The sequence below is a fragment of the Pseudoalteromonas sp. CnMc7-15 genome (assembly GCF_022347925.1).
Taxonomy (GTDB): Bacteria; Pseudomonadota; Gammaproteobacteria; order Enterobacterales; family Alteromonadaceae; genus Pseudoalteromonas; species Pseudoalteromonas ruthenica.
In genome coordinates this window covers 305454-328823 of the sequence record NZ_JAKRFT010000001.1, presented here as the reverse complement: position 1 = coordinate 328823, position 23370 = coordinate 305454, and the positions used below count along the sequence as shown (strand labels likewise).

20 protein-coding genes are annotated in these 23370 nt (G+C 44.3%); 8 read left to right on the top strand and 12 right to left on the bottom strand.

Annotated features, from left to right (window positions below):
• Nucleotides 1–28 precede the first annotated feature (28 nt).
• From sucC to MHM95_RS01475, 3 genes are all read left to right on the top strand, one after another.
• Nucleotides 29–1195, top strand: coding sequence for an ADP-forming succinate--CoA ligase subunit beta (gene sucC, locus MHM95_RS01485; protein ID WP_022946096.1), 1167 nt, complete (start codon nucleotides 29–31; stop codon nucleotides 1193–1195).
• Entirely contained in the window at nucleotides 1195–2067 is an 873-nt protein-coding gene (sucD, locus tag MHM95_RS01480; RefSeq protein WP_045978833.1) for a succinate--CoA ligase subunit alpha, read from the top strand. Before sucC ends, sucD begins: the two co-directional genes overlap by 1 nt.
• A gap of 367 nt (nucleotides 2068–2434) precedes the next feature.
• The gene (locus MHM95_RS01475; RefSeq protein ID WP_239384276.1) at nucleotides 2435–3844 is read left to right on the top strand and encodes a DEAD/DEAH box helicase; all 1410 of its coding nucleotides are present in this window, start codon (nucleotides 2435–2437) and stop codon (nucleotides 3842–3844) included.
• Between the two features lie 153 nt (nucleotides 3845–3997).
• Here the strand turns inward: MHM95_RS01475 and MHM95_RS01470 are convergent, their stop codons facing one another.
• From MHM95_RS01470 to MHM95_RS01450, 5 genes are all read right to left on the bottom strand, one after another.
• Entirely contained in the window at nucleotides 3998–5752 is a 1755-nt protein-coding gene (locus tag MHM95_RS01470) for a DUF4209 domain-containing protein (protein ID WP_152440773.1), read from the bottom strand.
• 121 nt (nucleotides 5753–5873) lie between these two features.
• Complete coding sequence (locus MHM95_RS01465; RefSeq protein ID WP_152440772.1) at nucleotides 5874–6284, bottom strand: hypothetical protein; 411 nt, start codon at nucleotides 6282–6284, stop codon at nucleotides 5874–5876.
• A gap of 323 nt (nucleotides 6285–6607) precedes the next feature.
• Nucleotides 6608–8176, bottom strand: coding sequence for an ATP-binding cassette domain-containing protein (locus MHM95_RS01460; protein WP_239384008.1), 1569 nt, complete (start codon nucleotides 8174–8176; stop codon nucleotides 6608–6610).
• Between the two features lie 623 nt (nucleotides 8177–8799).
• Nucleotides 8800–10371 (bottom strand): PepSY-associated TM helix domain-containing protein, encoded by a 1572-nt coding sequence (locus tag MHM95_RS01455; protein WP_239384007.1) that lies wholly within the window; start codon nucleotides 10369–10371, stop codon nucleotides 8800–8802.
• Nucleotides 10368–10658 carry a hypothetical protein gene (locus MHM95_RS01450; protein WP_130147858.1) on the bottom strand — a complete coding sequence of 97 codons (291 nt, stop codon included), beginning with the start codon at nucleotides 10656–10658 and terminating at the stop codon, nucleotides 10368–10370. The genes MHM95_RS01455 and MHM95_RS01450 overlap by 4 nt, the downstream gene beginning before the upstream one ends.
• 403 nt (nucleotides 10659–11061) lie before the next feature.
• Here MHM95_RS01450 and MHM95_RS01445 point away from each other — a divergent pair, with 403 nt between their 5' ends.
• The gene (locus tag MHM95_RS01445; RefSeq protein WP_239384006.1) at nucleotides 11062–13116 is read left to right on the top strand and encodes a TonB-dependent receptor; all 2055 of its coding nucleotides are present in this window, start codon (nucleotides 11062–11064) and stop codon (nucleotides 13114–13116) included.
• 252 nt (nucleotides 13117–13368) lie between these two features.
• On the opposite strand, the gene MHM95_RS18840 is transcribed toward MHM95_RS01445, so the two are convergent.
• Complete coding sequence (locus MHM95_RS18840) at nucleotides 13369–13515, bottom strand: phage integrase N-terminal SAM-like domain-containing protein (RefSeq protein ID WP_343224293.1); 147 nt, start codon at nucleotides 13513–13515, stop codon at nucleotides 13369–13371.
• Nucleotides 13516–13772: 257 nt separating this feature from the next.
• Here MHM95_RS18840 and MHM95_RS01440 point away from each other — a divergent pair, with 257 nt between their 5' ends.
• The 4 genes from MHM95_RS01440 to MHM95_RS01425 all read left to right on the top strand — a co-directional run bounded on the left by MHM95_RS01440 (nucleotide 13773) and on the right by MHM95_RS01425 (nucleotide 16042).
• Nucleotides 13773–14150 carry an ankyrin repeat domain-containing protein gene (locus MHM95_RS01440; protein WP_239384005.1) on the top strand — a complete coding sequence of 126 codons (378 nt, stop codon included), beginning with the start codon at nucleotides 13773–13775 and terminating at the stop codon, nucleotides 14148–14150.
• Nucleotides 14151–14234: 84 nt separating this feature from the next.
• A complete protein-coding gene (locus MHM95_RS01435) occupies nucleotides 14235–14504 on the top strand; it encodes a DUF6678 family protein (RefSeq protein WP_239384004.1) in 270 nt (89 codons plus the stop codon).
• A 172-nt stretch (nucleotides 14505–14676) separates the two neighbouring features.
• Nucleotides 14677–15219 (top strand): hypothetical protein, encoded by a 543-nt coding sequence (locus MHM95_RS01430; protein WP_239384003.1) that lies wholly within the window; start codon nucleotides 14677–14679, stop codon nucleotides 15217–15219.
• Nucleotides 15220–15331: 112 nt separating this feature from the next.
• Nucleotides 15332–16042, top strand: a complete 711-nt coding sequence (locus tag MHM95_RS01425) for a polysaccharide deacetylase family protein (protein ID WP_239384002.1) — start codon at nucleotides 15332–15334, stop codon at nucleotides 16040–16042.
• A gap of 363 nt (nucleotides 16043–16405) precedes the next feature.
• Here MHM95_RS01425 and MHM95_RS01420 read toward each other — a convergent pair whose 3' ends face one another.
• From MHM95_RS01420 to MHM95_RS01395, 6 genes are all read right to left on the bottom strand, one after another.
• Nucleotides 16406–16900: a hypothetical protein gene (locus MHM95_RS01420; RefSeq protein ID WP_239384001.1), complete on the bottom strand. Its 495-nt coding sequence runs from the start codon at nucleotides 16898–16900 to the stop codon at nucleotides 16406–16408.
• Nucleotides 16901–17125: 225 nt separating this feature from the next.
• Complete coding sequence (locus MHM95_RS01415; protein ID WP_239384000.1) at nucleotides 17126–17458, bottom strand: zinc ribbon domain-containing protein; 333 nt, start codon at nucleotides 17456–17458, stop codon at nucleotides 17126–17128.
• A 276-nt stretch (nucleotides 17459–17734) separates the two neighbouring features.
• Nucleotides 17735–18520, bottom strand: coding sequence for an NERD domain-containing protein (locus MHM95_RS01410; protein ID WP_239383999.1), 786 nt, complete (start codon nucleotides 18518–18520; stop codon nucleotides 17735–17737).
• A gap of 516 nt (nucleotides 18521–19036) precedes the next feature.
• Nucleotides 19037–19960, bottom strand: coding sequence for a GyrI-like domain-containing protein (locus MHM95_RS01405; RefSeq protein WP_239383998.1), 924 nt, complete (start codon nucleotides 19958–19960; stop codon nucleotides 19037–19039).
• A gap of 128 nt (nucleotides 19961–20088) precedes the next feature.
• Nucleotides 20089–20424, bottom strand: a complete 336-nt coding sequence (locus tag MHM95_RS01400; RefSeq protein ID WP_045978814.1) for a zinc ribbon domain-containing protein YjdM — start codon at nucleotides 20422–20424, stop codon at nucleotides 20089–20091.
• Between the two features lie 125 nt (nucleotides 20425–20549).
• Nucleotides 20550–23339: a pitrilysin family protein gene (locus tag MHM95_RS01395; protein WP_239383997.1), complete on the bottom strand. Its 2790-nt coding sequence runs from the start codon at nucleotides 23337–23339 to the stop codon at nucleotides 20550–20552.
• Nucleotides 23340–23370: the final 31 nt, after the last annotated feature.

The following is a 23370-nucleotide window of genomic DNA, read 5'->3' as shown; positions in this document are numbered from 1 at the left end:
TTTAGTACAAAAAATTGGATAAAGCATCATGAATTTGCATGAGTATCAGGCAAAACAACTTTTTGCCGAATATGGTTTACCAGTTTCTGAAGGTTACGCATGTGACACACCTCAAGAAGCTGCTGAAGCTGCTGATAAAATCGGCGGTGATAAATGGGTTGTTAAATGTCAGGTTCACGCCGGTGGCCGTGGTAAAGCGGGCGGTGTAAAACTTGCTGACAGCAAACAAGAAATCAAAGAGTTTGCACAGAACTGGCTAGGTAAAAACCTAGTAACTTTCCAAACTGACGAAAATGGTCAGCCTGTTGCAAAGATCCTTGTTGAAAGCTGCACTGACATTGCAAACGAACTCTACCTTGGTGCTGTTGTCGACCGCGCTTCACGTAAAGTTGTTTTCATGGCGTCTACCGAAGGCGGTGTTGAAATCGAAACTGTTGCTGAAGAAACGCCAGAGCTTATCCACAAAGCTGAGATCGACCCACTTGTAGGTCCTCAGGCTTACCAAGGCCGTGAGCTTGCTTTCAAACTTGGCTTGAACCCAACTCAACTTAAGCAGTTCGTTAAGATCTTCATGGGTCTTGGCAACATGTTTATCGATCACGATTTCGCGCTACTTGAAATCAACCCACTGGTTATCACTGACGAAGGCAACCTACACTGCCTAGACGGTAAAATCGGTGTTGATGGCAACGCACTATATCGTCAGCCTAAAATCCGCGCGATGCACGATCCTTCGCAAGAAGACGAGCGTGAAGCACACGCAGCACAGTGGGAACTAAACTACGTAGCGCTAGACGGTACTGTAGGCTGCATGGTAAATGGTGCGGGTCTTGCGATGGGTACTATGGACATCGTTAACCTACACGGCGGCAAGCCAGCTAACTTCCTAGATGTGGGCGGCGGTGCAACTAAAGAGCGCGTTGCTGAAGCATTTAAGATCATCCTTTCTGATGACAATGTTAAAGCAGTACTTGTTAACATCTTCGGCGGTATCGTACGTTGTGACATGATCGCAGAAGGTATTATCGGTGCGGTTAAAGAAGTTGGCGTAAACGTACCTGTAGTTGTACGTCTTGAAGGTACTAACGCTGAACTAGGCCGTGACGTTCTTGCTAACTCAGGTCTAGACATCATTGCTGCAGAATCTCTAACAGACGCAGCTGAAAAAGTTGTTGCTGCTGCGGAGGGCAAATAATGTCTGTACTAATTAATAAAGACACTAAGGTAATCTGCCAAGGTTTCACTGGTGGTCAGGGTACGTTCCACTCTGAGCAAGCAATCGAATACGGTACGCAGATGGTTGGTGGTGTATCACCAGGTAAAGGCGGTCAAACGCACCTAGGTCTGCCGGTATTTAACACTGTACGTGACGCTGTTGAAGAAACAGGCGCAACGGCTTCTGTTATCTACGTACCAGCGCCTTTCTGTAAAGATGCAATCCTAGAAGCGATCGATGCGGGCATCGAGCTAATCGTTTGTATCACTGAAGGTATCCCAACGCTAGACATGGTTGACGTTAAAGTTAAGCTTGATGAAACTGGCGTGCGTATGATTGGTCCTAACTGCCCAGGTGTTATCACTCCGGGTGAGTCTAAGATTGGTATCATGCCTGGTCACATCCACAAGCCTGGTAAAGTAGGCATCGTATCACGTTCTGGTACTTTGACTTATGAAGCCGTTAAGCAAACAACTGACGCTGGCTTTGGTCAATCTTCATGTGTTGGTATCGGTGGTGACCCTATTCCTGGTACTAACTTCATCGACGTACTAGAGATGTTCGAAAAAGATCCGCAAACTGAAGCTATCGTAATGATCGGTGAGATCGGCGGTACAGCTGAAGAAGAAGCGGCTGCGTACATCAAAGACAACGTCACTAAGCCTGTTGTTTCATACATTGCTGGTGTAACTGCACCTCCAGGCAAACGTATGGGTCACGCTGGTGCGATTATCGCTGGTGGTAAAGGTACTGCTGACGAGAAATTTGCAGCCTTAGAAGCAGCGGGCGTACAAACTGTACGTTCACTTGCTGAAATTGGCAACGCACTAAAAGAGAAAACCGGTTGGTAAGCTCTGCTAGTGAGTGACATAAAAACCCGCCTCGAGCGGGTTTTTTTATGGCTGCACTGATGCTCAGTTACAAGTGAGTAGGGCACATGCCAATGGGAATGAGCAGCGGATTTGCGCTTTCTTTTTTTGCCATGCACTGTATCAACCCAGAGTGTGTTATGATGGCAGCGTGATCAGTAAAGAGCATACCTTGAGGCGCCATTGCGCCGACGCTCTTTACTCTTTACGCCTGTGTAGCAAGTCGCTACGCCTTTTTAATTTTTTGGTGATGCAATCGGGTTTAAGCTTGTTTCGCCATGTATACCGAGTTTATATGACCGAACAGCAAGTACCATCAGCAAACAACACCATCAAAACCGAAGACACCATCCAATTCAGTGACTTAAAACTACAACCTAAACTACTTCAAGCGATTGAACGCCAAGGCTACCAGCATCCTTCACCAATACAGGCGCAAGGCATTCCTGCGGTGTTATCCGGCCACGACGTGATGGCCGCAGCGCAAACCGGCACCGGTAAAACGGCGGGTTTTACCTTGCCGATGCTAGAAATATTAAGTAAAGGGCAGCGTGCTCGCGGTAATAACGTGCGAGCTTTAGTGCTTGCTCCTACCCGTGAGCTGGCCGCTCAGGTCGGCGCCAGTGTCGCTACGTATGGTAAAGAGTTAGCGCTGAGCTATTGCGTGGCCTTTGGCGGCGTTAAAATTAACCCGCAAATGATGCAACTGCGTCGCGGGGCCGATATCCTCGTGGCCACGCCCGGACGGTTAATGGATTTGTATCAGCAAAATGCCATTAAATTTGAGCAACTAGAAATGCTGGTGCTTGATGAAGCCGACCGCATGTTAGATATGGGCTTTATCCACGATATTCGCCGCATTATTAAGTTATTGCCGCCGAAACGACAAAACCTCCTGTACTCGGCGACCTTCTCGGACGAGATCCGTGAATTGGCGAAAACCATAGTCTACCAGCCGCTAGAGATTTCTGTGGTGCCTGCCAATACCACGGCAAAAACCATAGAGCAGTGGGTTTACCCAGTGGATAAATCGCGTAAAACAGCGCTGCTAAGTCATTTAATTAAAGAAAATGATTGGCAGCAGGTGTTGGTGTTTAGCCGCACCAAGCATGGCGCGAATCGCATTGCCACTAATTTGGAAAAGCGTGGCATTCACTCTGCCGCGATTCATGGCAACAAGAGCCAAGGCGCCAGAACCAAAGCGTTGGCCGGATTTAAAGACGGCAGTATTAAAGTTCTGGTGGCCACCGATATCGCCGCGCGCGGCATTGATATTGACCAGCTTCCTTGTGTGATCAACTTTGACTTGCCCAATGTTGCCGAAGACTATGTTCACCGTATCGGACGAACCGGTCGGGCAGGGGCCTCAGGATTGGCTATCTCATTTGTCACAGCCGATGAAGCAAAAGACTTAAACGGCATTGAAAACCTAATTCAAGAGTTATTGCCACGGCAAACTATCGCGGGCTTTGAGCCCACGAATGAGGTGGCACCAAGCACATTGCGGGCGCCGAAAAAGCCTAAAAAACCCAAAAAGCCGAAAGCAGCCAAAGCCGATCAGCCAGGCAACACCGCTAAGCAAGCAGTGAAAAAGAAGCCTTCGCACGCGAAAAAAGCGGCGAGTGCGCCGCAGCAGGGTAAAGAGCAGGGCGTTGCTAATAAACCCAGAGGGCGCGATAGCGACTCACCCCAAGCGAAAGGCCCGGCAAGAAGAAATAACCGCTGGAGAACACGACGCGCCAAAACCGGCAGCAGCTAGGTTCTAGCACTTATCTAAAAAAAGCGAGACCCTTAGAGGCTCGCTTTTTTGGTTGTATTGCCAAGGCTAGTGTGAACTTTCGGCACGCAGTGGCTAGCTGATGCGGTCGCTACCGCTGCGCTCAGCGGTAAATTTGACGGCTGCAAGGCATTGTTAGATTTCCGGACTTTCAGGTTCAGAACGCTGTTTCGCGTAAGGAGTTAATACTAATCGGAAACACAGCCACCATAAATAGATTGATGGCGCTGAATAATAAGTGCCAGTTGAACCAAGCCCATGTGACACCACATTTCGTAGATTCGCATATGTTCGCTCTTGCAATAAGCCTTTGAGATCCATAATTAGGTCATATCCAAAAAGCTCCAATGCGACCTCATGGTCAAGAATTGCGGATATTCGCAATTCTTCTTGGACACCATGTGTATTGAGCGTTGACACCCTTACACCTGATTGTTTGAGAATATTTCTAAGAGAGTTTTCTAGCAGCGGGATTATGATCGGAAGTGCAACTTCATACTTTCCGTCCAAACCAGCTAGCAGCCCTTGCGCCCACATACGTTCTTGGCCCGGCGCTACAAATGGGTTGTTCGTGGTAAGGGCTTCGAACTCAGTTAACGTAAATGGATGCTCAACTCGAATGATGTCAGATGCTGGCAAGATACAGCCAGCAACAGAAATTTGATGATTCAACGCTGCCGAGCGGTAAAGGTTGTGACTTGAAACTTCGCCTGTGTCGAAGCTGCCTGGAGACTTTGCAATTACCTTGCCCTCGTGGTCCAGATGCGTAGCGCCGAACAAATGCGAAAGTGGGTGCTTCTTTGCAAGCTCCTCAGCCTGTTGCTTTAGTTTCTCGTAGTTAGGCACTGAAGTGATACTAAATGCAAAAACGAAAAGAGCCTCCCGAAAAGGCTTGCCCTCTATGGTTTCCACAGTCTGAGATACGCAATCCGATATATCGAGTGGCTTCTCAAACTTACCCATTTCGTCTAGACTCTGCTTTTGGAACTCCAGTAACTCTGTATAGAGCTCGTCGCGTCGCCCCTTAGAATTTGGAACTGCTTTATATGCTTCAATGGCCTGTTGCATCCAATGGGCAGCGGACATTCCACCACCCAAGCCTTTTGCGTTACTCACATAGGTTTCAGCAAGGGCCGTTTGTGCTGCGTTTGCTGCCTCTTCATTTTTAGCCTTCCGGGCAGCACTTACAGCGAGTTTCCAGTAATTTTCAGCTCTATGGTGATCCCCAACTGATTCTGCGATGTTTGCCGCTGTTTGCGAGGCTTCTAGTAGTTCCTCAGCCTCAGCGGCACCAAAGTCTAGAAGTAGTTGAATAGACCGAGCAGTTATGAACTTTTTGTCCGCTGTGATGTGATTTTGAACCCAAGACAGAAACAATTCTGCTACTGAATCAAACAGCTCAGAATTCTTCTTTCTAAACAATGCCGATAGTCTCAGCGCACGTTCGGCGTACTCGGCACTATGTGTCCAATGTTCTAGATCGAAATATTTGCGGGCACAGTTTATATACTCATTAATTGCTTGTTCCGCATTATCTGGTGAGCGTAGACGCAACCATAAAACATCTAGAACTCTTGCCTTGAGCGCGCTTGATTCAAGGTAGGGATGAGTCTCTTGAAGTAGCGAGAGCTGGTCTTCAGTTAAATCCTCAGGAATAGGTGAGCGGCCCTCAGGAGTTTGCATGAGGGGGCCGAATGGGGAGGCGCTATCTTCACGTTTAGAGTGATATGAAGCGACGGAGGCCAGAACTTTGAGGCAACCTCGAGTCTCCAAGCCAATGGTGGCGTCTTCCGCTTTCTGCCGTAACGTACTCTGATAGTAGACACAGTCGAAATCATCGCATGTTGCGATGATTTCGTTGGCAATGGTGGCTGCTTCTATGTGACTCATAAAACTCTCCAAGGAAATCTAACGCCCGCATAAGGGGCTGATAATTGTTTGCTAAAATGTGAAACGAAGCGGAACCGAGCAAACTATTAGCAATCCCGTGCTTAATGCGCTTGTTATAAGCCTATTCGACAAACTTATAGTTTGCTCTTTTTTCACAAAGTGCGTCCCAAACCTCTTGAGATATTAATTTACTAGCCCAACCATAATATCCCCATGTTTTGGCTAAATCTTCTTGCCAGCAAGCGTCGCATGTTAAAGAGTGATGATGAACACTATTACTTACAATATCTTTGTAAACTTCATGCAATGTACTCGGGTTATTGCAGTAACATTTATATTTTTCGTCTCTTGTCCTTATTTCCAAAGGACCTACAATTCGTTGATAAATTTTAGGGTGTAACTTCTTTAGCCTTTGATTTACCGCATCTAAAACATCAGTGCGCTTTTTATCTATTGCATTGGTTCTTAAATTCAATAGCTCTTTCTCTGTATCATATCGTCCCTGATGGATTCGAGAGATTATTCCGCTCACCTAAACCTCCGAGGCTTATAACAACTTAATATCGAGCGATTGGGTCGTTTTTCTAACGCAATCATTCTCGTTTTTGTCCTAAGACCATTGATAGCAAATTAAACAAGTACTTACCAGCATTGAAGTTAGGCGGTATTGCTCTAAACGTGGATACGACAAAAACGACCCAATGGGTCGTTTTCCTGACTATGGGGGAAACTCAAAGAGTGTGGATGTATAAACAGTTATTTTCGCGTGGGTGAAAGAGGGCATGCCGCCCATGGCCGATAGCTCGTTTTGTACCATGGACGATATAGTTCGCTGCCAGATGGCAGTTATGTTAGTTAAATATCGATTCGCATCTGAACCCCTGATTCACGAACAAAGTCTTCATCATGGCTAACGAGAATAAAGCCTCCAGGGTATTGATTGAGCGCTTGGGCTAGCATAAGTTTTGACTCAAGATCGAGATGGTTATCAGGCTCATCGAGCAGTAAAAAAGGTTTAGCTTGCTGGTGACTAACAATAAGCATGGCTAACTTCATCTTCTCACCGCCACTAAGCATGTGACCAAGACGAAACACATTGTCACGACTAAAGCCAACGCCTGCTAGCAATGTTCTGGCATCACTCTCCTTAAGGCCACGGCAAAGCGTTACAAGGTTATCGAGTAGCGATAAATCCCCTCGAATAACCCCAAAATGTTGATCAAGGTAATACAAAGGGGTATTAATTTGCAGCTCGCCTTGCTGGAGAGAAACGTCACCTAATAGCGTTTTCAGGAGCGTTGATTTACCACTGCCGTTTTTGCCTGTCAGATAAATCTTATCATGAGCGTATGCTTGAAATGAGACAGGCTCAGTGCGACCAAACGGCAATACGCCTTGATGAATCGAAATGACTTTACGTGAGCGAATAGGGGTATGCGCTAAATAGAGTTTTTGGCCTTTCAGTGACTCTTTGTGTGCCTTGAGTGAGCGCTCTGTATTAGCTAAATGCGCTCGACGAAGTTGCTCATTTTTAATTCGATTAGCTGCCTGTGCCGTTGCTTTGTCTTTTTTAGCATCAAGCAACACTTTGGGCTGACTGCCATTCTTTCGTAACTGGGTACCTTGAGCCGCTCTTTGCTCTGCCTTTTCACGGTTTTTCTGCGTTTGTACTTGTAACTGCTTTTTTTGTTTATCAATGCTTGCCAGTTTTCGTTCAAGCGCTTGTAACTCGGCCCTTTTTTGCTCGGCGTACAGAGTATAGTTGCCGCCAAATACCTGTAACCCAAGCTCTGAAAGCTGCCAAATTTCGTCCATTTCATGCAGTAACCTTCGCTCATGACTGACAAGTAAAATTGCCCCTTTGAAGGCGCGCATAGACTGAATTAACCAGTGTTTAGCCTGCACATCAAGGTGGTTGGATGGCTCATCAAGTATGAGTAATTCAACATCGCTTGCAAACAACTGCCAAAGCTTTAAGCGGGCGAATTGCCCACCACTGAGCTGAGCGCATGGAAAATCTAGATCTGTTGGTAAGCCTTGCTCTTTTAATTGCTGAGTGAGTTTTAAGGGCAAGTCCCATTGTTCCTTTATTATATCAAACCATTGCTGTGAACAATCACCCGACTCAACCTGCTTTATCGCTTTAAGCACCTGATCTTTACCTAAGAACTGAGCAATCGTCAGTTCGCAAGATAGTGACTGGGGTGGCTGCTGATGATACACAGCCACTGATTGAGGCAAAGCAACAGCCCCACTTGATGGTTGTTGTTCACCACTTAAAATTGACGCGAGTATTGACTTCCCAACACCGTTACGCCCGACTAAGCCAACACGCTTGTTAGACAGTGAACATGACAGTTGTTGAAAGAGAAAATCGCCGTTATCCAATTGATAACTTATATTGTAAGCCTGTAGTAATGGCATAAAGTGCCTCCTGTACGAAAGGGGCAACAGTCGCAGCTAGCTATCTTTTAGAGGTGATCAATACCACTATACGCTTCTGCCGATGGGCAAAATACACAATTCGCTTGTACAGACATATCGGAATGTGAGCTACGCCTACTCACCCTGTAAATCCAAAAAGAAAATAAGAAATGGATGACAGGTTTAGTTGTTCATGTTGGCGTAATCTCCTTAGAAGTGATAAACCAAGGCTACAGCATCCTTTCCGGCTGGGTCAAGATGCCTCCTACTGGCAAAACTATGATGCGCACCCACTCTGGTGGGGAAGTGCGCACTACCAGAATGCTCAAAAGGCTCACCGCTTAAGCATTCCACGCGAGTGTAGTACCGCGAATAGTTAATTATCTTCGCGCTTTTGGTACATGGCGCTTTAGTTGGTTTGTATTTACTCCACGGATTTATTTTGAACTTCGCTGACGTGCTACAAGCGAACGTTGGGAACATGCACATTGCACGACCTGACACCATTACTTGTTACTACAGCTGTTTTATGGGACAAGAAATGCTTTCATTAAACGGGAGCGAATCGTGGATAAGGCAAAAGGATGGGTATCAAATTGCTCTGATACCCATACTAGGAGTGCTTAAGTTTGGCTGACTTTTTCAAAGGCTGGCATGATGCTTTGTGTGGCCTGTTTTTGCTGCTGATGTTTCGACATTTTAAAGAAAATAACAGCAAAAATAGCGGCGACGATATCAACCGTATAGCTTGAGTAGAAGAGCGTATTCCCGTCATTTAGTGCAAGTTTCACCAGCGTTGATAGCACCATTAATGCACACAAACTCGCGAGTAAATAAAGGCCAACCGTCGTTGCCTTTTGTACAGGTTTTATGAAGCTATATATCACAAAAGCAAAAAACGCGGCGTAGTAACTGTATAGACTGGCGTAGTTTGTATTGGCAACAAATGTAGGTAGCCATTTAGCTGCAACTAACGTGAAAGCAACGGCAATCATCGACCCTAAACAAACACCAATAGTGAGCTTTGCCATAAACAACGTACTGCGTTTGTTGGGATCTTTTTTGAAGCGCTTATCTATCCATAATAAATTGCCTGAATAGAACAAAAATGCCCCAAGTAAGCCCATTATAAAGTAACCCCAGCGCCCCCATTCTCCACCATAGGTGCCAAAGTGGAGTGAGAAAATACTGGCCACCATGTTACCCCACACTGCATCTTCGCCTTGTGGGTAGCTTGAGTTAACGACCTCTAAGGTATACGGGTTCATAAACAAATAGTCAGTATCTGGGCCGCGCACAACCGCATTGTTGTTACTCATCATAAACACCGCAGAGGGCGAAGCTGAATTTAAATTACTGTAGCGAATGTGGATAGGCTCATAGCCAGGCGCATAGCTTTTAGCTGCAAGCACTTGCTCGTCGATACTAGGCAAGTTGTCAATGTGAAAACTTTGCGCAGCGGGAGTAGGGCGCTGAAACAGCGGTTTATCATCATAAAATTGCGCTAAGCCACCATAAATAAAGTCATGAAATGCAAACACCACCACAGTGAAGGCTATGACTAAATGAAACGGTAAGCTGGCAATCCCCACAAGGTTATGGCTGTCGAGCCAAAACCGGCTTGGCCCTTTTTCTTTACGCAATGCAAAAAAGGTTTTAACTAGTGTCGGCAGTAAAATAATGACCCCAGAGACCAAAGCTAAAAAATACAACACACTGGCAATACCTAGAATATAAACCCCTGATTGGTCATGGCCAATTTCACCAATAAAGCCTGCTGTGCGATGTAAATAATCAATTAAATCGCCAAGTTCGTTTTCAGTTTGCGCGCTGACGTTTAATGTGCCATCAGCATTGAGGTGGGCATAGTTGAGCTGTTTATCAAGCTCCATGCCACGGGCACTGCCTTTGATATACCAAGAAAGAGGCGCGTCTTGGGTATGTAAGTCTAGGTTAAAGCCTTTAGCAAGTTGGTCACCACGCACACTTATTACCGTATCTACCAGTTTTTGGTAGTCATAATCAGAACTGGTTACTTTAGGCGCTGTAACCGGTGCAGCCCACCGTTGTATTTCGTGTTTAAACATGGTCAGGCTGCCAGCATAAAAACCAATAAACAGCACTAAGCCAGCAATAATGCCCGTCCATGTATGTACACCTTGATAGGTGCGTAAAATATCCGATCTTACTTTCATAGTGCGTTCCTGAGCATGAAAAATACGCCATAAAGCAGCACAGTTAAGCTGCCAAGGACAAGCCAAGCTTGCTTTGCAGAGTTGAACAAATAACTAAAACTAAAAATGGTTAGCCAAATAGGGGTGATCATCCACATGTTAAACTGCACTTTATCGCGAGCTTCAATGCCTCCAGGGCCATACCAAGCAAAAAAAGCAATGAATATAAATGACAGTGCCAACCCTAAAAAGGCACCGGCTAGCGTTTTACCTAACCACGTTGGTTGGCGCTTTGATGAGTTTTTCATGAATTACCCTTTGTTTGCAGCAGGCTAATAAAAGGGATCAGCATTAGCATAAGCATCACGCTAAAGATTATGTAGAACACAGCTGCTGTGGCTGATAGCTGCACAAAGGCAAGTGTTAGTGCACACGCTATTAATGCAAACGATAGTAATCGCCAATGTTTTTTTATCGGTTTTTTTAAAAATCGCTGTTGTTTTCTGGTGCAGTAAAAAGTGCTGACAGCGAAAACGATGAGTAAAGTAACGGTGAAAATGAGCATAAAATGAGAGTTAGAATTTATGTTATATCGCATTGTAAATGATAACTAAACTCAATTGCAATATCATTAAGCCTGTGTTAATTTCCTAGCGCTTTTTATCAAGCTCGATTTGTTTAATTCTAATAATCTCTTACGGGGAAAGGACATTGGCTACTGCATTAAAACTCAACACAATAACCAAGGTTATTTTTGCATCGTTACTTGCTGCTCAAGGCTCGGCTTGGGCTGACGACGAGCAAAGCAGTCGAGAATCAATGGACACTATTGTTGTTACCGGTGAAAAAACGGAAAAGTCTCTTAAAGAAACCATGTCGTCGGTGGCGGTTGTTGATAAGGCGCTACTAGAAAACGGCCAGCTTGCGTCTATATCCGAAGCGCTCTCAGAAATGGCAAACGTGGTGGTGTTAACGGGTTCGGTGCCTGATATGCGAGGAGTGTCTGGTAATGGTGGGGCAACCGGTTTTAACTCATTTAGCGGAGGTTCAAAAGCCCGTGTTTCAACGTTAATAGATGGTGTAAGCCAACCCTTTGTTGCTGACTTAACGGGTGATACCGGCCTTTGGGATGTAGAACAAATTGAGGTTTACCGGGGGCCGCAATCAACTAGCAATGGTCGCAATAGCATCGCAGGTGCGGTGTACATGACAACGAAAGCGCCAACTCAGGATTTTGAAGGGGCAGTGCGCGTAGGTTATCGCAATCAAGATAGCTACCTTGATACTGCCGCAGTGGTATCGGGAGCATTAGTTGAGGATGTATTGGCATTTCGTTTATCAACTCAGTATGTCGATGGCGAAACATTTTCAAACCCGTCGGTATACGACACAAACCCAACTGATCGTGAATTAAACAAGTTAAATACCAGCAGTACGCGCGCTAAATTACTTTACACGCCAAGCAAAGACCTTGCCGTACAGCTGACTTATTCAACTTACAGTGAAGAGGGTAACTCTGGTCGTAAATACTTTGTTGCGGACGAACCATTTGATTATAAGCCGCTATATCAACGTATTGTGGATACAGACTCTGATACTACGCAAGTAAATATTGATTACAGTATTAATGATGATTTTTCGTTAGACGTATTAGTTGCTTACATGGATTATCAATGGAGCTTTGAAGCATACGAGCCCATTGAAAGCGCCGAATCTGACGTATCAATGGACGAGAGCAATATCACCGTCGATACCAAGCTCAACTTTGGGATAAGCAACCGCTTTTACTCGGGTTTTATCGGCCTTGCTTACTTTGATCGCGACCAAGAATTTGAAAGTGTGGGGGCAACAAACTACTACGGTGACGATAGCAGTAAATCGACCGCAGTTTATGGCGAAACAAGCTTTAACTTAAGCCGCGAATTAACGTTAACTGCGGGCCTTCGTATTGAGCGTGAAGAACAATTACGTAATTTCAATATGGCGTTTCGTGGTGATCAGCTCGTTGAACAACTTGATAATTCACACACAGTGCGTTTACCAAAATTAGCGATTCAATATGATGTTAGCGACGAAACGACTTTATTTGCCAGTGCTCGCCGTGGCTATAACGCAGGGGGCGGTGCGCTCGATTTTACCGCTGAAGATTACTACTACTACGACGAAGAAACGGTTAATACCTATGAAATAGGTTCACGCAGCGTAATAGATAATGGCGACATCAATATTAGCGCTAATGTGTTTTACAACAATTTTAACGGGTATCAAGCATTAAGTTCAGCGCGCAGAATCACGAATGTAGAAGATGCTCATAGCTACGGTTTAGAGGTCGATGCTTACAGTATGCTTGGAGAGCAGTGGCAGCTACATGGTGGTTTTGGTTTGTTAAAAACTAACATTGATGAATCATCAGCCTTTCCAGATGCCGTTGGCAGTGATTTAAACTCTGCACCTGAACTAACGGCGAGTTTAGGTCTTTCACACTGGTTTACCGATAGCCTAAAAGTAAATTTAAGCGCCAACTATGTGGGTGAGTATTATGGTGACTTAACAAACACAGAAGAGCGTATTGCAGGTGATTACACTATTACTCGTTTATCAATGACCTACGACACCGAGCAATGGTTGATCAGTGCCTTCATCAATAACGCCCTAGATGAAGAGGCATACACTTCACAAGAGCCGGCAAGTGGCCGTTACCCACAAGGTTATGCGGCCGTTGTGAACCCGCAAACAGTCGGTGCATCAGTTACTTACCGATTCTAATCTAACAAGATAGCTAGTCGCTGATGAACCAGCGACTAGCTTAATTTAAATCGCTTCCGTACATTAACCCCGCAATTAAGTAATAGCGCTTTTTCATACACGACATTATTTCTTTGACTTCTTATAGTGTCATTGGTTGTCGATTGCTTTTGGCAAAACTTAAGTCCAACGACAATTCTTCTTTTATTATGTGTTTGTACAAAAACGCTAATGCATTTAATGCGGCCCCATGTGCTCTCTGGGCGACATATTTCATTTTAAAATTAAGGGGTCTGAAAGCTTAAACACTTCGTTATCGCCCATAGCAGTGAGATATCTTCTATTATGAAAATGTATGAAGTTAGATATCCAACTAAGGTAAGCGTTAACCGTTCTCAATGAATACTGTCGAGTCAACATGTTGTCTGCGATGTAATTTAAATAAGGCGAGCAAGTTTTAATTTTCATTCCTTTGAAAATATGTGGACACAGTGTTATTGAACAGCAATTGTCCAATCGCTGTTTTTGATAATGCTGGCAATGAGTTAACTACTCTGTTAAAAATATATCATTCAGAAAAGTGAGCGGTAGCGTAGTAGAAAAACGCGCGATTAGCTCGCTATAAACGTGTTATATTTGCAAATCAGAATCGAGGGTAAGTTTTGAATCAAAGGGAATTGAATGATGCATTAATTCAAGCTGCTGACTGCGACCTCGAATCAGCTAAAGAGTTGCTTGAAGCTGGAGCAAACCCAAATGGAATTCCTTTGATTATGGCAATCCAATGCGGGGCAGAAGACATTGTTTCCCTTTTCATAAAAGCTGGTGTTGATTTGAATTCTAGTTGTTCGGATACAACGCCTCTAATCAGAGCCGTCACTGCTGGCTACCCAAATATAGTAAAGTTGCTTGTTGTTAATGGAGCCAAACCTAGTTTAAAAGATAATAGTGGAAAAACAGCGAAACAAAGGCTAGCTGAATGCTCCATGCCCCGTTTAAATGAACAAAACAAAAAGTTTATTGCTGAGTACCTCGATGGTGCAAAGCAAATATAACAAGGCCATTATGGTAATTGGACGCAAAACGCTTAGCTTGCGCTCCTTCGTCGCTAGTTTTAGCCAAGCATTTGTGCGGCCCATATGGCGGCGTTAGGTATACCAATGAGTCTGCTGCCAATGGCTGATGCCGTTTCTGATGAAAAGTATAAAAAAGAAGCAAAGAGTATTATTGCTGAGAGACAGTTGGTTGGGGTAGCCAACAATACCAAATGGAATGAGCTTATTTCTGAGGTTTGTGAATTTTCAGAAAAGCCATGTTATCGAACAAAGGTGGTTAACGGTTACATTTCTGATTGGGACAGCGAATGGTACTATCACTTGCCATTTCCACTGCTGAGTGTTGAGTGTTGAGTGGATTGATATTGATTTGTCTGAAAAGGTTCTAAACCTTATTCAACACATCGGCTTTGAATTTAAAGCGACAGATTCATTTGTAAGAGTTTGGTGTTACTTTCCAAAGTGTTACAAATAATTTGGTGGAAAGTATACCTAACAATCGCATGAATGAATGGACGTCTAAAGCTTGGCTGATGCTCGTTCCTCGCTAATTTTAGCCAAGTATTTTCCGCCTCTTAGGCGGGCGTTACATTTCAATAATATATTAAATATGAAGTATAAATGCCCAAATTGCGATAAGACTATTTTCAATCGAAGATTATCGCATTGTGAATTTTGTAGTTTTGAGTTACCACAAGAGCTATTGCTGAGTGATGCCGAAAAAATTAAGCTGGATAAAGAGTATAAGAAAGCTCAATTAAATACATCTAGGCGAAGGTTAAGTAAAGATGTTGGCTATTCGGGGGTGACTGAAGCGAACGAAGTTAGCTTTCTGCTCGGAGTGCCGAGTCTTCGCACTAGAGCACCCAGACAATGTATTAAATGTAGTTTACCTGTTTCAGAGGACTTTGAAGATTGCCCATATTGTTTTGGCAAGAACGAAAGTGAAGTAAACAAAGCAAGGGTAGCTTACCAACAAGAAATGAAATTGGTTCAGGGGCTCGGTAAATACTTTATTATGGCTTTTTTACTAGTCGCTTTGATTATGATTGGTGTATTTGCCGTATAACAAGTTAGTTAAACTGTGGGCGTAAAACAACAGGCGTGCGCTCCTTGGTCGCTTATTTTGCCTGCTATTTTTTGCTTTTTATCAAGCATTATGAAAATAAGGATGGAACCCATTGAAAAGAGTATACCTGACGATATTGACTCTCTCTGTAGTAATGGTCTTGGGAGCTTGGAATATAAGTAAATCAAGAACTTTTCAGGTTTTTGGGGAGGTAGTCGCAAAGGCTGAAACGAATGAAAAGGTTATCGCCTTAACATTTGATGATGGTCCTTGGGGGGCGAAATATACCACTCAAGTGTTGAATATCCTCGAAGAGCATGACGTGAAGGGTACGTTCTTCCTCAATGGGTCGGGAATTCAACAAAACAAGCAATCGGCTATAGATCTGGTTAACGCAGGTCATCAGATAGGCAATCATTCGTACAACCATAAAAATATGACGTTAATGGGGCTTGACGAGGTGAGGGATGAAGTCGACTCCACTACAGCCTTAATTCGCCAGATTGGATTCGAGGGTGAAATATATTTTAGGCCTCCGTATGGTAAAAAGCTTTTTGTTTTGCCCTATTATTTGAATTCGGAAGGAATAAAAACAATCACATGGAACGTTGAGCCTGAAACCTATCCTAAAGTTGCAGGAAGTTCTGCGTCTATCGCAGAGTATGTTGTTAACTCTTCTACTCCAGGTTCAATTATTCTTTTACACGTTTTGGGGTCTAAAAACAAAGAGTCGCGAGACGCTATAGGGCCAATAATTAAGGGGCTGAGAGCAAAGGGCTACAAATTTGTTACGGTCTCACAGTTGCTAGGGAAAAATGCATAGCAAACGCAAGCAGCCGACTCGCTGCGCTCCCGGCTGTTGCGGACCTTAGCCAAAGGACTTACCCAACTATTTAAGGGAGGATGAAATCAGAAGCGATATAAATAGTGAGGAGAAAAATCAAGGGAAGGCATCAAAATCTTTCCCATGATTTTCGCGCTACAAGCATTAAGCCTATGTTATTCCTCAATTAACGACCAATCATTGGAGAGCCTTTTGGATGCAATTAGCTTTCCCTAGTAGACGCATTGAGGTTTGGAATTGGTTTCTTTGCTCTTCGCTTCAAATCATGGTCTAGGCGATTAACAAAGTCCACTAACAGGCTGTCATTCTCTTATCATCGCTTAACCGTGATTATGACTCTTATTATTTAACGTTAGGCTTAAAAACTTTAATCTCAAAAATTAAGTTATCATCCTCTTCGGGCAAATAAGATATTTTAACTCTGTTACCCTCTTTTATTACTTTTGAATCATGCGCTCTGTTGGCGAAAAACATGCCGCTAGTGCCAAAATCATTATAATCAAAACTAACCTTTCCAACTTTAAAGCTCTCACTTCGACTGCTAGAGCTACTAATAGCTAACTCTTTTATTATACCTTCAACAGAAACCAACTCTCCAGATTCAATTCTATCAATTCTTTCAATTCTTTCACAATAAGTATAAATGTTAGCAGCCAAATAAAGCAAAACCAATGAAAACAGTAATATAAAATCCATTAAATTAGACAGTTTTAGCTTATCCTCATATAACCTCTTGAGAAAGAAAAAAGAGAAGACTAAAGATAAGGTAATCGCGATCTTGATATAGAAGTCCCAGCCTATAGTTGGAATTTTAGATTGATAATAAATCTCAAACATTATTGCTCTCTATCTAATCTTGGTTGCACATGCATATGAACCATGTTCGCTCCGTTTCCCTTAACTATATCAATCCAGAAACTGCACACCACGAACTATACGGCTTGTATTTAATCGGTTACTAAATTTGGATAAGGACATTACAAAAAGCATTGTTGCTATGTGAGATAGCGGTGACGTACATACATGTTATTCATATAATTTTTTCATCACCTAGCCTTAAGCCTAGGTGGTGAAAAAGTCCACAAGCGGAGCACTCACCGAACTATTGCGTTTATATAACTCAGTGAAACCACAATCCAGGCAGCTAATGGTTACATATTTACCGGTTTCATAATCCAGAATACTTTCTAAGCGGTCAGCCGCAGCATAGAGTTGACTAGCTTCATAACCTTTGCACTTACACTTGGGGCATTGGTAATCACCACCTTGTTTTTCAGCGATAATTTTTTTAATTAAATTGAACCTTTCCGGGAAGCTGTCCTTATCGATAGAAGAGTAGGCGTCAAATAGTTCATCTAAGGAATATGAACTGTAATTTGGTTCATTGTCAAACATCAATCTTTCTCCAACAATGGATAGAACACGTATTAGCGAGAATTGTCAGGGCACGCCACTTTGTTAAACACAAGCCTAAACAAATACAAACCTCTGAGTAAGGCGCAAAGAGCTGTCGCAATTTATTAGGTAAATTAAGAACTACCTCAGGCAGTGTGAGTGGAGTGGGCAACATTCTTACCGACATTGGAAAACTGGCTAACTTCGTGGCCATTTATAGTATTTGATTTCTCTAAAGTTGCAACAAGTGGCTTGAGCGTTTTTAGGCAAAGTGTGTTATGCGTCGTTTTCGCTGAGTGTTTCCACTGAGCGGCACTTCGGAAACGTTGAACACCCCCAAAACTGAGCGCCTTTATTGACACCGCGTTTGGTTTTACGAATAACCATCGCGGAGCCGCAGCGCGAACACGTTTTTGCGTTGGCTTTGTTCGCTAGCAAGTCTTTTACATGACGACGATGGTTAAAATTAGTAACCACGCCTTTTTTAAGCTTTAACTCGTTAATGGATGCAATAATGTCATGGCACTCGGCCATTGAAAACACTGGCTGAGTAAATTGCTTAATATAAGCCACGCATCCTCGTGCATAAGTAACGTTGTCTGGCATCACGGTTTTAAACTTACTATCACCGATAAAAACGACTACTGAATGCAATGTATTTGGTGCAATCGCCAATAACGACTCGAGAGTTTTAGTGTGTTTATAATTCTGATGAAGCGGGTTCTGAAAACGCGTTGAATGACGGTAAATTTTTTGCGTCCATTGCTTTTGTGTTTTAGAGCCAAATATCCAGCCTTTCATATTTTTGGTTTCCACAACGAATAACCCATATACAGAAATAACAAGGTGGTCTATTTGCGTCGTTCCGCCCTCAGTTGGCAGAGTTACGTCTTTCACTAATGTGTAATCCGACGAGGGTAACTGTGATAACAGTCTATTTATAACAAACTCGCCGGCGCGGCCTTTGAACCAAGGGCTTTTGAATACACAGAGAATAATAATTAGCGGTACGAAGTACCAAGCTTTCGCTAACCCCCCGGCTAGCAGTGCTAGTATGTCCACATAACATCCTTATTTAAATCTTACCGCAGTTCAATACGGTAAATTGGTAAAGTACTCCTGAGCACAGTAGCCTCTGGCGCGACGGCACGCGTATGTAAGTATAAATTAGCGAGCCTTGTTTCTGGCGACGTGGCCGCTCAAAATATAGAGGCTGTATATATAGGTTAAGGGCCAGATTAGCATAATGAGAATTGCCACGAATATACGTTTATTTTTAAAACAATGAACCAAAGAACAGGCCCAAAGGTAAAATAAAGAAAGCAGTGATAAGGCAAGAAGTAGCACTTCCCATACGTACATCTCCTCACTATCTAGGCTTGAGTCAGCAACACGAGGGTCACCTAAGTTACCCAGTAATATGTAATAACCCCAAATTGAAAGGCTAAGAATTAACAGCAAACAGAGAGAGCTAGACTTCAAATAATATTTCATCATTTTTATCCGAGAAGCTGCCAGCAGAGACATTGCTTAACTTGTTGAGCTTTGCAACTTCCTGCCGGCAGCTACTTTGTTTTCCTACAGGTCTTTCAATTTAACGTAGATTTCCATTTCTACGTAGCCATCAACTCTTGCATCATTCAGATAACGCTCCAACATTGGAAAGTTGTCGGGTTCAAATCCGCTATTAGGCAGCCAGTCAGAATAAATACCTAGCTGGGCCTGAATCGTTTCCTCTGGACTCCCCTTAAAATAGACGACGGCATACTTACCTTTTGGAATTTCAGATGGCGAAAATGGCGGCTTGATGCTCACGTTTTCGCCAACCACTATAGAGGCGCTGTAGCGGCACTTATCCTCGGGAGTGACTGTTGGGTTATCAAACGCGAAGGCAAAGCGCTGTTGTTCGTCCGCTTTTATGCCATTATTCGTTGCCCATTCAATTATTTTATCCCATGCGTTATATATAGACTCAGGCTCATAGCCTCGTTGTGAGGCTAAAGTACATACGCGCTGGGTATCAAGGTCTTTGATCTCAACATTCATATTTATATCCTTCGATTTAGTTTTAATCATCACTTCATTTGTGATGTGTGCAGGATATAAATCGCGAGGATGGAAATCTTTTCCATATTTGCTAAAGATTTTTCCAATCTTGCTATTTTTAACTTTCTCTGGATTTCGTATTTGTGATGGCGTGAAGCCAAAGTGAAGCTTAACGGCTTTTGCGAAGTTGGCACTTGATGAAAAACCACAGGCTAAGGCTATTTCGGTGACTGTTAACTGATCTTTAAAGATTAAAAAATTCGCAGCTCGCTCGAGTCTTCGCCGAGCGATGTAATCGTTGACGGTTTCACCGATAACCCCGGTAAAAATACGATGAAAGTGATACGCCGAGAAATGGCTAACCTTTGCCACATCAGCAAGGGAAATTTTTTCCGTTAAATGAGTTTCAATGTATTGAATTACTCTCTCAATGCGCTTTTTATATTCTCTGTCCATAGAAACCTGATTTAAAATATGGCTACTGTGATATTTCCTGCCACAGTATTAAAGGCGAAGCGGGGCAGTGAGCTTACCACCTGCTAGTGGCTTAGCACAGCAGGCAGCAAGGCGGGTATAAAGCGCGGTTAGGCTTTTTTCACAAACTTAGCGGTAACCATCATTTCACCTACGCCATCGACCTTACAGTCGAGCTCATGGTCTTTACTGTCTTGAATGCGGCGGATCACGGCTTTGGTGCCGATTTTCATGACCATTGAGCTGCCTTTTACTTTCAAGTCTTTGGCAAGGGTCACCTTGTCGCCTTCATTTAATTCCGTGCCGTTGGCGTCTTTGGCTGTGATCGCTTCTTCTTCTTCGATTTGATTGGGGTCCCATTCATAGGCGCATTCAGGGCAAATCAATTGGTTTTGGTCTTGATACACGTATTGTGAGTCACATTTTGGGCAAGGAGGAAGAGACATACTATTTAACTACTGAGATTGACAATAGCGCCAATGATAAAGGCTGGGACGGGATTTTGCGAGTGCCTTCGCACACAAAAAAGCCCCAAACAAGTTGGGGCTTAGTATATTATATTACCTTAGCTTTAGTCTAAGTAAGTGACTTCACCTAGGTTCAAGCTTTCGATTTGCTCTTTGATTTTAGCAACATCGCCAACAATTACCCATGTAAGCTGCTTGGGCTTAATAAGTGACTGTGCCTGCTTAGCGATAGCCTGCGTATCTGGCTGTTGCACTAGCTGCGGGTATTTTTCTAAATAGCTTACGTCGCGGCCATTGTCGTAGGCATCAGCCAAGGCATTAAGCAGAGAACGTTTCTTCTCATAGCGACCTGGCAGTTTCGCGATTTTATTGGCAACCACTTTGTCCAGCTCTTCTTGAGTAGCTGGTTGCTCGCCAATATAGCCGTTAAGCTCTTTCAGAATTTCTTGCATTGACTCTTTGGTCTTATCGGTTTGCACTGGGGCAAACACAAAGAACGTACTTTGCGCGTCGGTATCCATTAAAATAGTCCGAGCACCGTAAGACCACCCCTTATCTTCACGTAAATTCATATTCATACGTGAGGTGAAACTGCCGCCGATGATGGTGTTCATCATATCCAAGGTCACTTCTTGCTGGGCGTCAGTGTCGCTGGCATCGGGCCCCAGCAATCCAGAAATAATCAATGACTGCGGCGAGTCTGGTTTATCAAGTACAAAGACCCGCGCTTGCTCGGCGTTGTCCACCGTCGGAATATCTAAACTAGGCGCCGCTTGCTGTGGTGCCTGCCAGCTTGCTAAGGCTTGTTCAAGGCTCTGCTTCAATTGCGCTTGGTCAATATCGCCAACAACCACTAAGCGCGCAAGATCAGGGCGCATCCATTTCTCGGTGTAGGCGAGCATATCATCACGGCTAATTGCCGCTACTGATTCTTCGTTACCAGTACCGGTGAGCGGTTTACCGTAAGGGTGGCTGGCACCGTAGAGCAGGGGCGGTAATACACGTAGGGCATTGCTCATAGGCCGTGCCTTTTCTTGCTTGATTTGCTGCAAGATGAGTGTGCGCACGCGCTCAATGTCGCTGTCATTAAAGCTGGGGTTTTGCAGTACCTCAGAAAACAGCGCTAAGCTTTGTTGCCAGTTAATCGCCATGGCCGACATCGACAGCGAGGTCTTATCAAGGCTTGCACTGGTGTCGATCGATGCGCCAAGTTTTTCGAGCTCTTCAGCAAGGGCCAAGGCCGATAACTCACCGGCGCCTTCATCAAGCATATTGGCGGTGAAATTGGCCACGCCTGGCTTGTTATTATCGTCACTGGCGGTACCGGCAGATATATCTAAGCGCATATTAATCACCGGTGTGTCGCTGCGCTGAGATAACACCACTTCAAGGCCATTACTTAGGGTAAAGGTATTCACCTCGGGCAAGTCAAGACTCGGGACGTCACCTGCACCCGGTACTCCAGTGGAACGATCAACGCCTTGTTCGTTGGCGCTAAGCTCGGCAAATGGGTGCACGGTCAACACAAAGTCGCCACTGCTTAGCCAGCGCTCGGCGGCGCCTTGTACATCGCTGGTTGTGGCGTTGCTGGTAATTTCAAACGCGCGTTTATAGTAGCCTGGATCGTTGTGATACACGGCACCGGAGGCAAGTACATCGGATTTACCGCCAAAGCCGCCCACGCCTTCTACTTGTTTTACCCACTCAGCGGCGTTAGAGAATTTAATACGGTTAAGTTCATCAGTAGTGGGGCCTTGAGCAATGATGTTAGCAATTTCTTCATCGATGATGGCTTCGATTTTTTCAATATTTGCTTTATCAAGGGCATCAACACCAATGATCAGCTGACCCGCTAAAGTGCGCAGGTAATTAAAGCTAAATACGTTAGATGCTAATTGCTCATCGTACACCAAGCGTTGATACAAACGCGAATTCTTACCACCGGCTAACACGTCACTTAGCAGGTTTAAATACTCGCCATCGGTGGTGCCTTTTTCTGCGATGTTCCACACCTTCACTATACGCGAAGCAGGTACGCGGTCTTTGATCACCATGCGCGATTGCTCTTCACGTTTGGCTATCCATTTTTCCAGTTTGGCTACCGGTTTACCCGGTTTAATATCGCCAAAGTATTTGTTGGCCTTTTTCTTCGCAGTCTCAACATCAATATCACCGGCTAGCACTAACACTGCGTTATTGGGGCCGTAATAGTCTTTAAACCACTGATGCACATCGTCTAACGATGCCGCATTTAAATCTTCCATCGAGCCGATGACTGACCATGAATAAGGGTGGCCTTGTGGGAAAGTGTATTTCCACACGTTATTCCACATGGTGCCATAAGGCTGAGCTTCACCTTGGCGTTTTTCATTTTGTACTACGCCGCGTTGCTCATCGAGCTTGTCTTGAGTGATAGCGCCTAGCAAGTGGCCCATACGGTCAGACTCCATCCACAATGCCATATCGAGGGCAGGGGTCGGCACGTTTTGGAAATAATTGGTTCTATCTGAGTTAGTGGTACCATTTTGCTCGGTGGCACCCGCGCGCTCGAATGGTCCGAAATACTCGTCGTCGTAGTTTTCCGTGCCATTAAACATTAAATGCTCAAACAAGTGCGCAAAGCCGGTTTTACCCACCTGTTCGTTTTTAGCGCCTACGTCATACCACACGTTTACCGCCACAATTGGCGCTTTACGGTCGGTGTGCACGACCACGGTTAGGCCATTGTCCAAGGTGAACGTTTGATAATCGATATTAACGAATGGCAGCGCTGGCGCTGCAGTTTGTTCCGCCTGTTGGGTGGCGGAGGTATTCGTTTGCGATGCAGTGCTTGCGCAGCCGCTGAGGGATAACATCACGGCGACACTAATCGCGCTTAAAGACATCTTATTCATGGTAGTCCTTGTTATTCTATTTATGAGTCCA

Excerpts from the sequence above, each read along its gene's own strand:
- sucC (WP_022946096.1), top strand. The coding sequence starts at position 29 with ATGAATTTGCATGAGTATCAGGCAAAACAACTTTTTGCCGAATATGGT.
- sucD (WP_045978833.1), top strand. The coding sequence starts at position 1,195 with ATGTCTGTACTAATTAATAAAGACACTAAGGTAATCTGCCAAGGTTTC.
- MHM95_RS01470 (WP_152440773.1), bottom strand. The coding sequence starts at position 5,752 with ATGAGTCACATAGAAGCAGCCACCATTGCCAACGAAATCATCGCAACA.
- MHM95_RS01460 (WP_239384008.1), bottom strand. The coding sequence starts at position 8,176 with ATGCCATTACTACAGGCTTACAATATAAGTTATCAATTGGATAACGGC.
- MHM95_RS01455 (WP_239384007.1), bottom strand. The coding sequence starts at position 10,371 with ATGAAAGTAAGATCGGATATTTTACGCACCTATCAAGGTGTACATACA.
- MHM95_RS01450 (WP_130147858.1), bottom strand. The coding sequence starts at position 10,658 with ATGAAAAACTCATCAAAGCGCCAACCAACGTGGTTAGGTAAAACGCTA.
- MHM95_RS18840 (WP_343224293.1), bottom strand. The coding sequence starts at position 13,515 with ATGTTGACTCGACAGTATTCATTGAGAACGGTTAACGCTTACCTTAGT.
- MHM95_RS01435 (WP_239384004.1), top strand. The coding sequence starts at position 14,235 with ATGGCGGCGTTAGGTATACCAATGAGTCTGCTGCCAATGGCTGATGCC.
- MHM95_RS01420 (WP_239384001.1), bottom strand. The coding sequence starts at position 16,900 with ATGTTTGAGATTTATTATCAATCTAAAATTCCAACTATAGGCTGGGAC.
- MHM95_RS01415 (WP_239384000.1), bottom strand. The coding sequence starts at position 17,458 with ATGTTTGACAATGAACCAAATTACAGTTCATATTCCTTAGATGAACTA.
- MHM95_RS01405 (WP_239383998.1), bottom strand. The coding sequence starts at position 19,960 with ATGGACAGAGAATATAAAAAGCGCATTGAGAGAGTAATTCAATACATT.
- MHM95_RS01400 (WP_045978814.1), bottom strand. The coding sequence starts at position 20,424 with ATGTCTCTTCCTCCTTGCCCAAAATGTGACTCACAATACGTGTATCAA.
- MHM95_RS01395 (WP_239383997.1), bottom strand. The coding sequence starts at position 23,339 with ATGAATAAGATGTCTTTAAGCGCGATTAGTGTCGCCGTGATGTTATCC.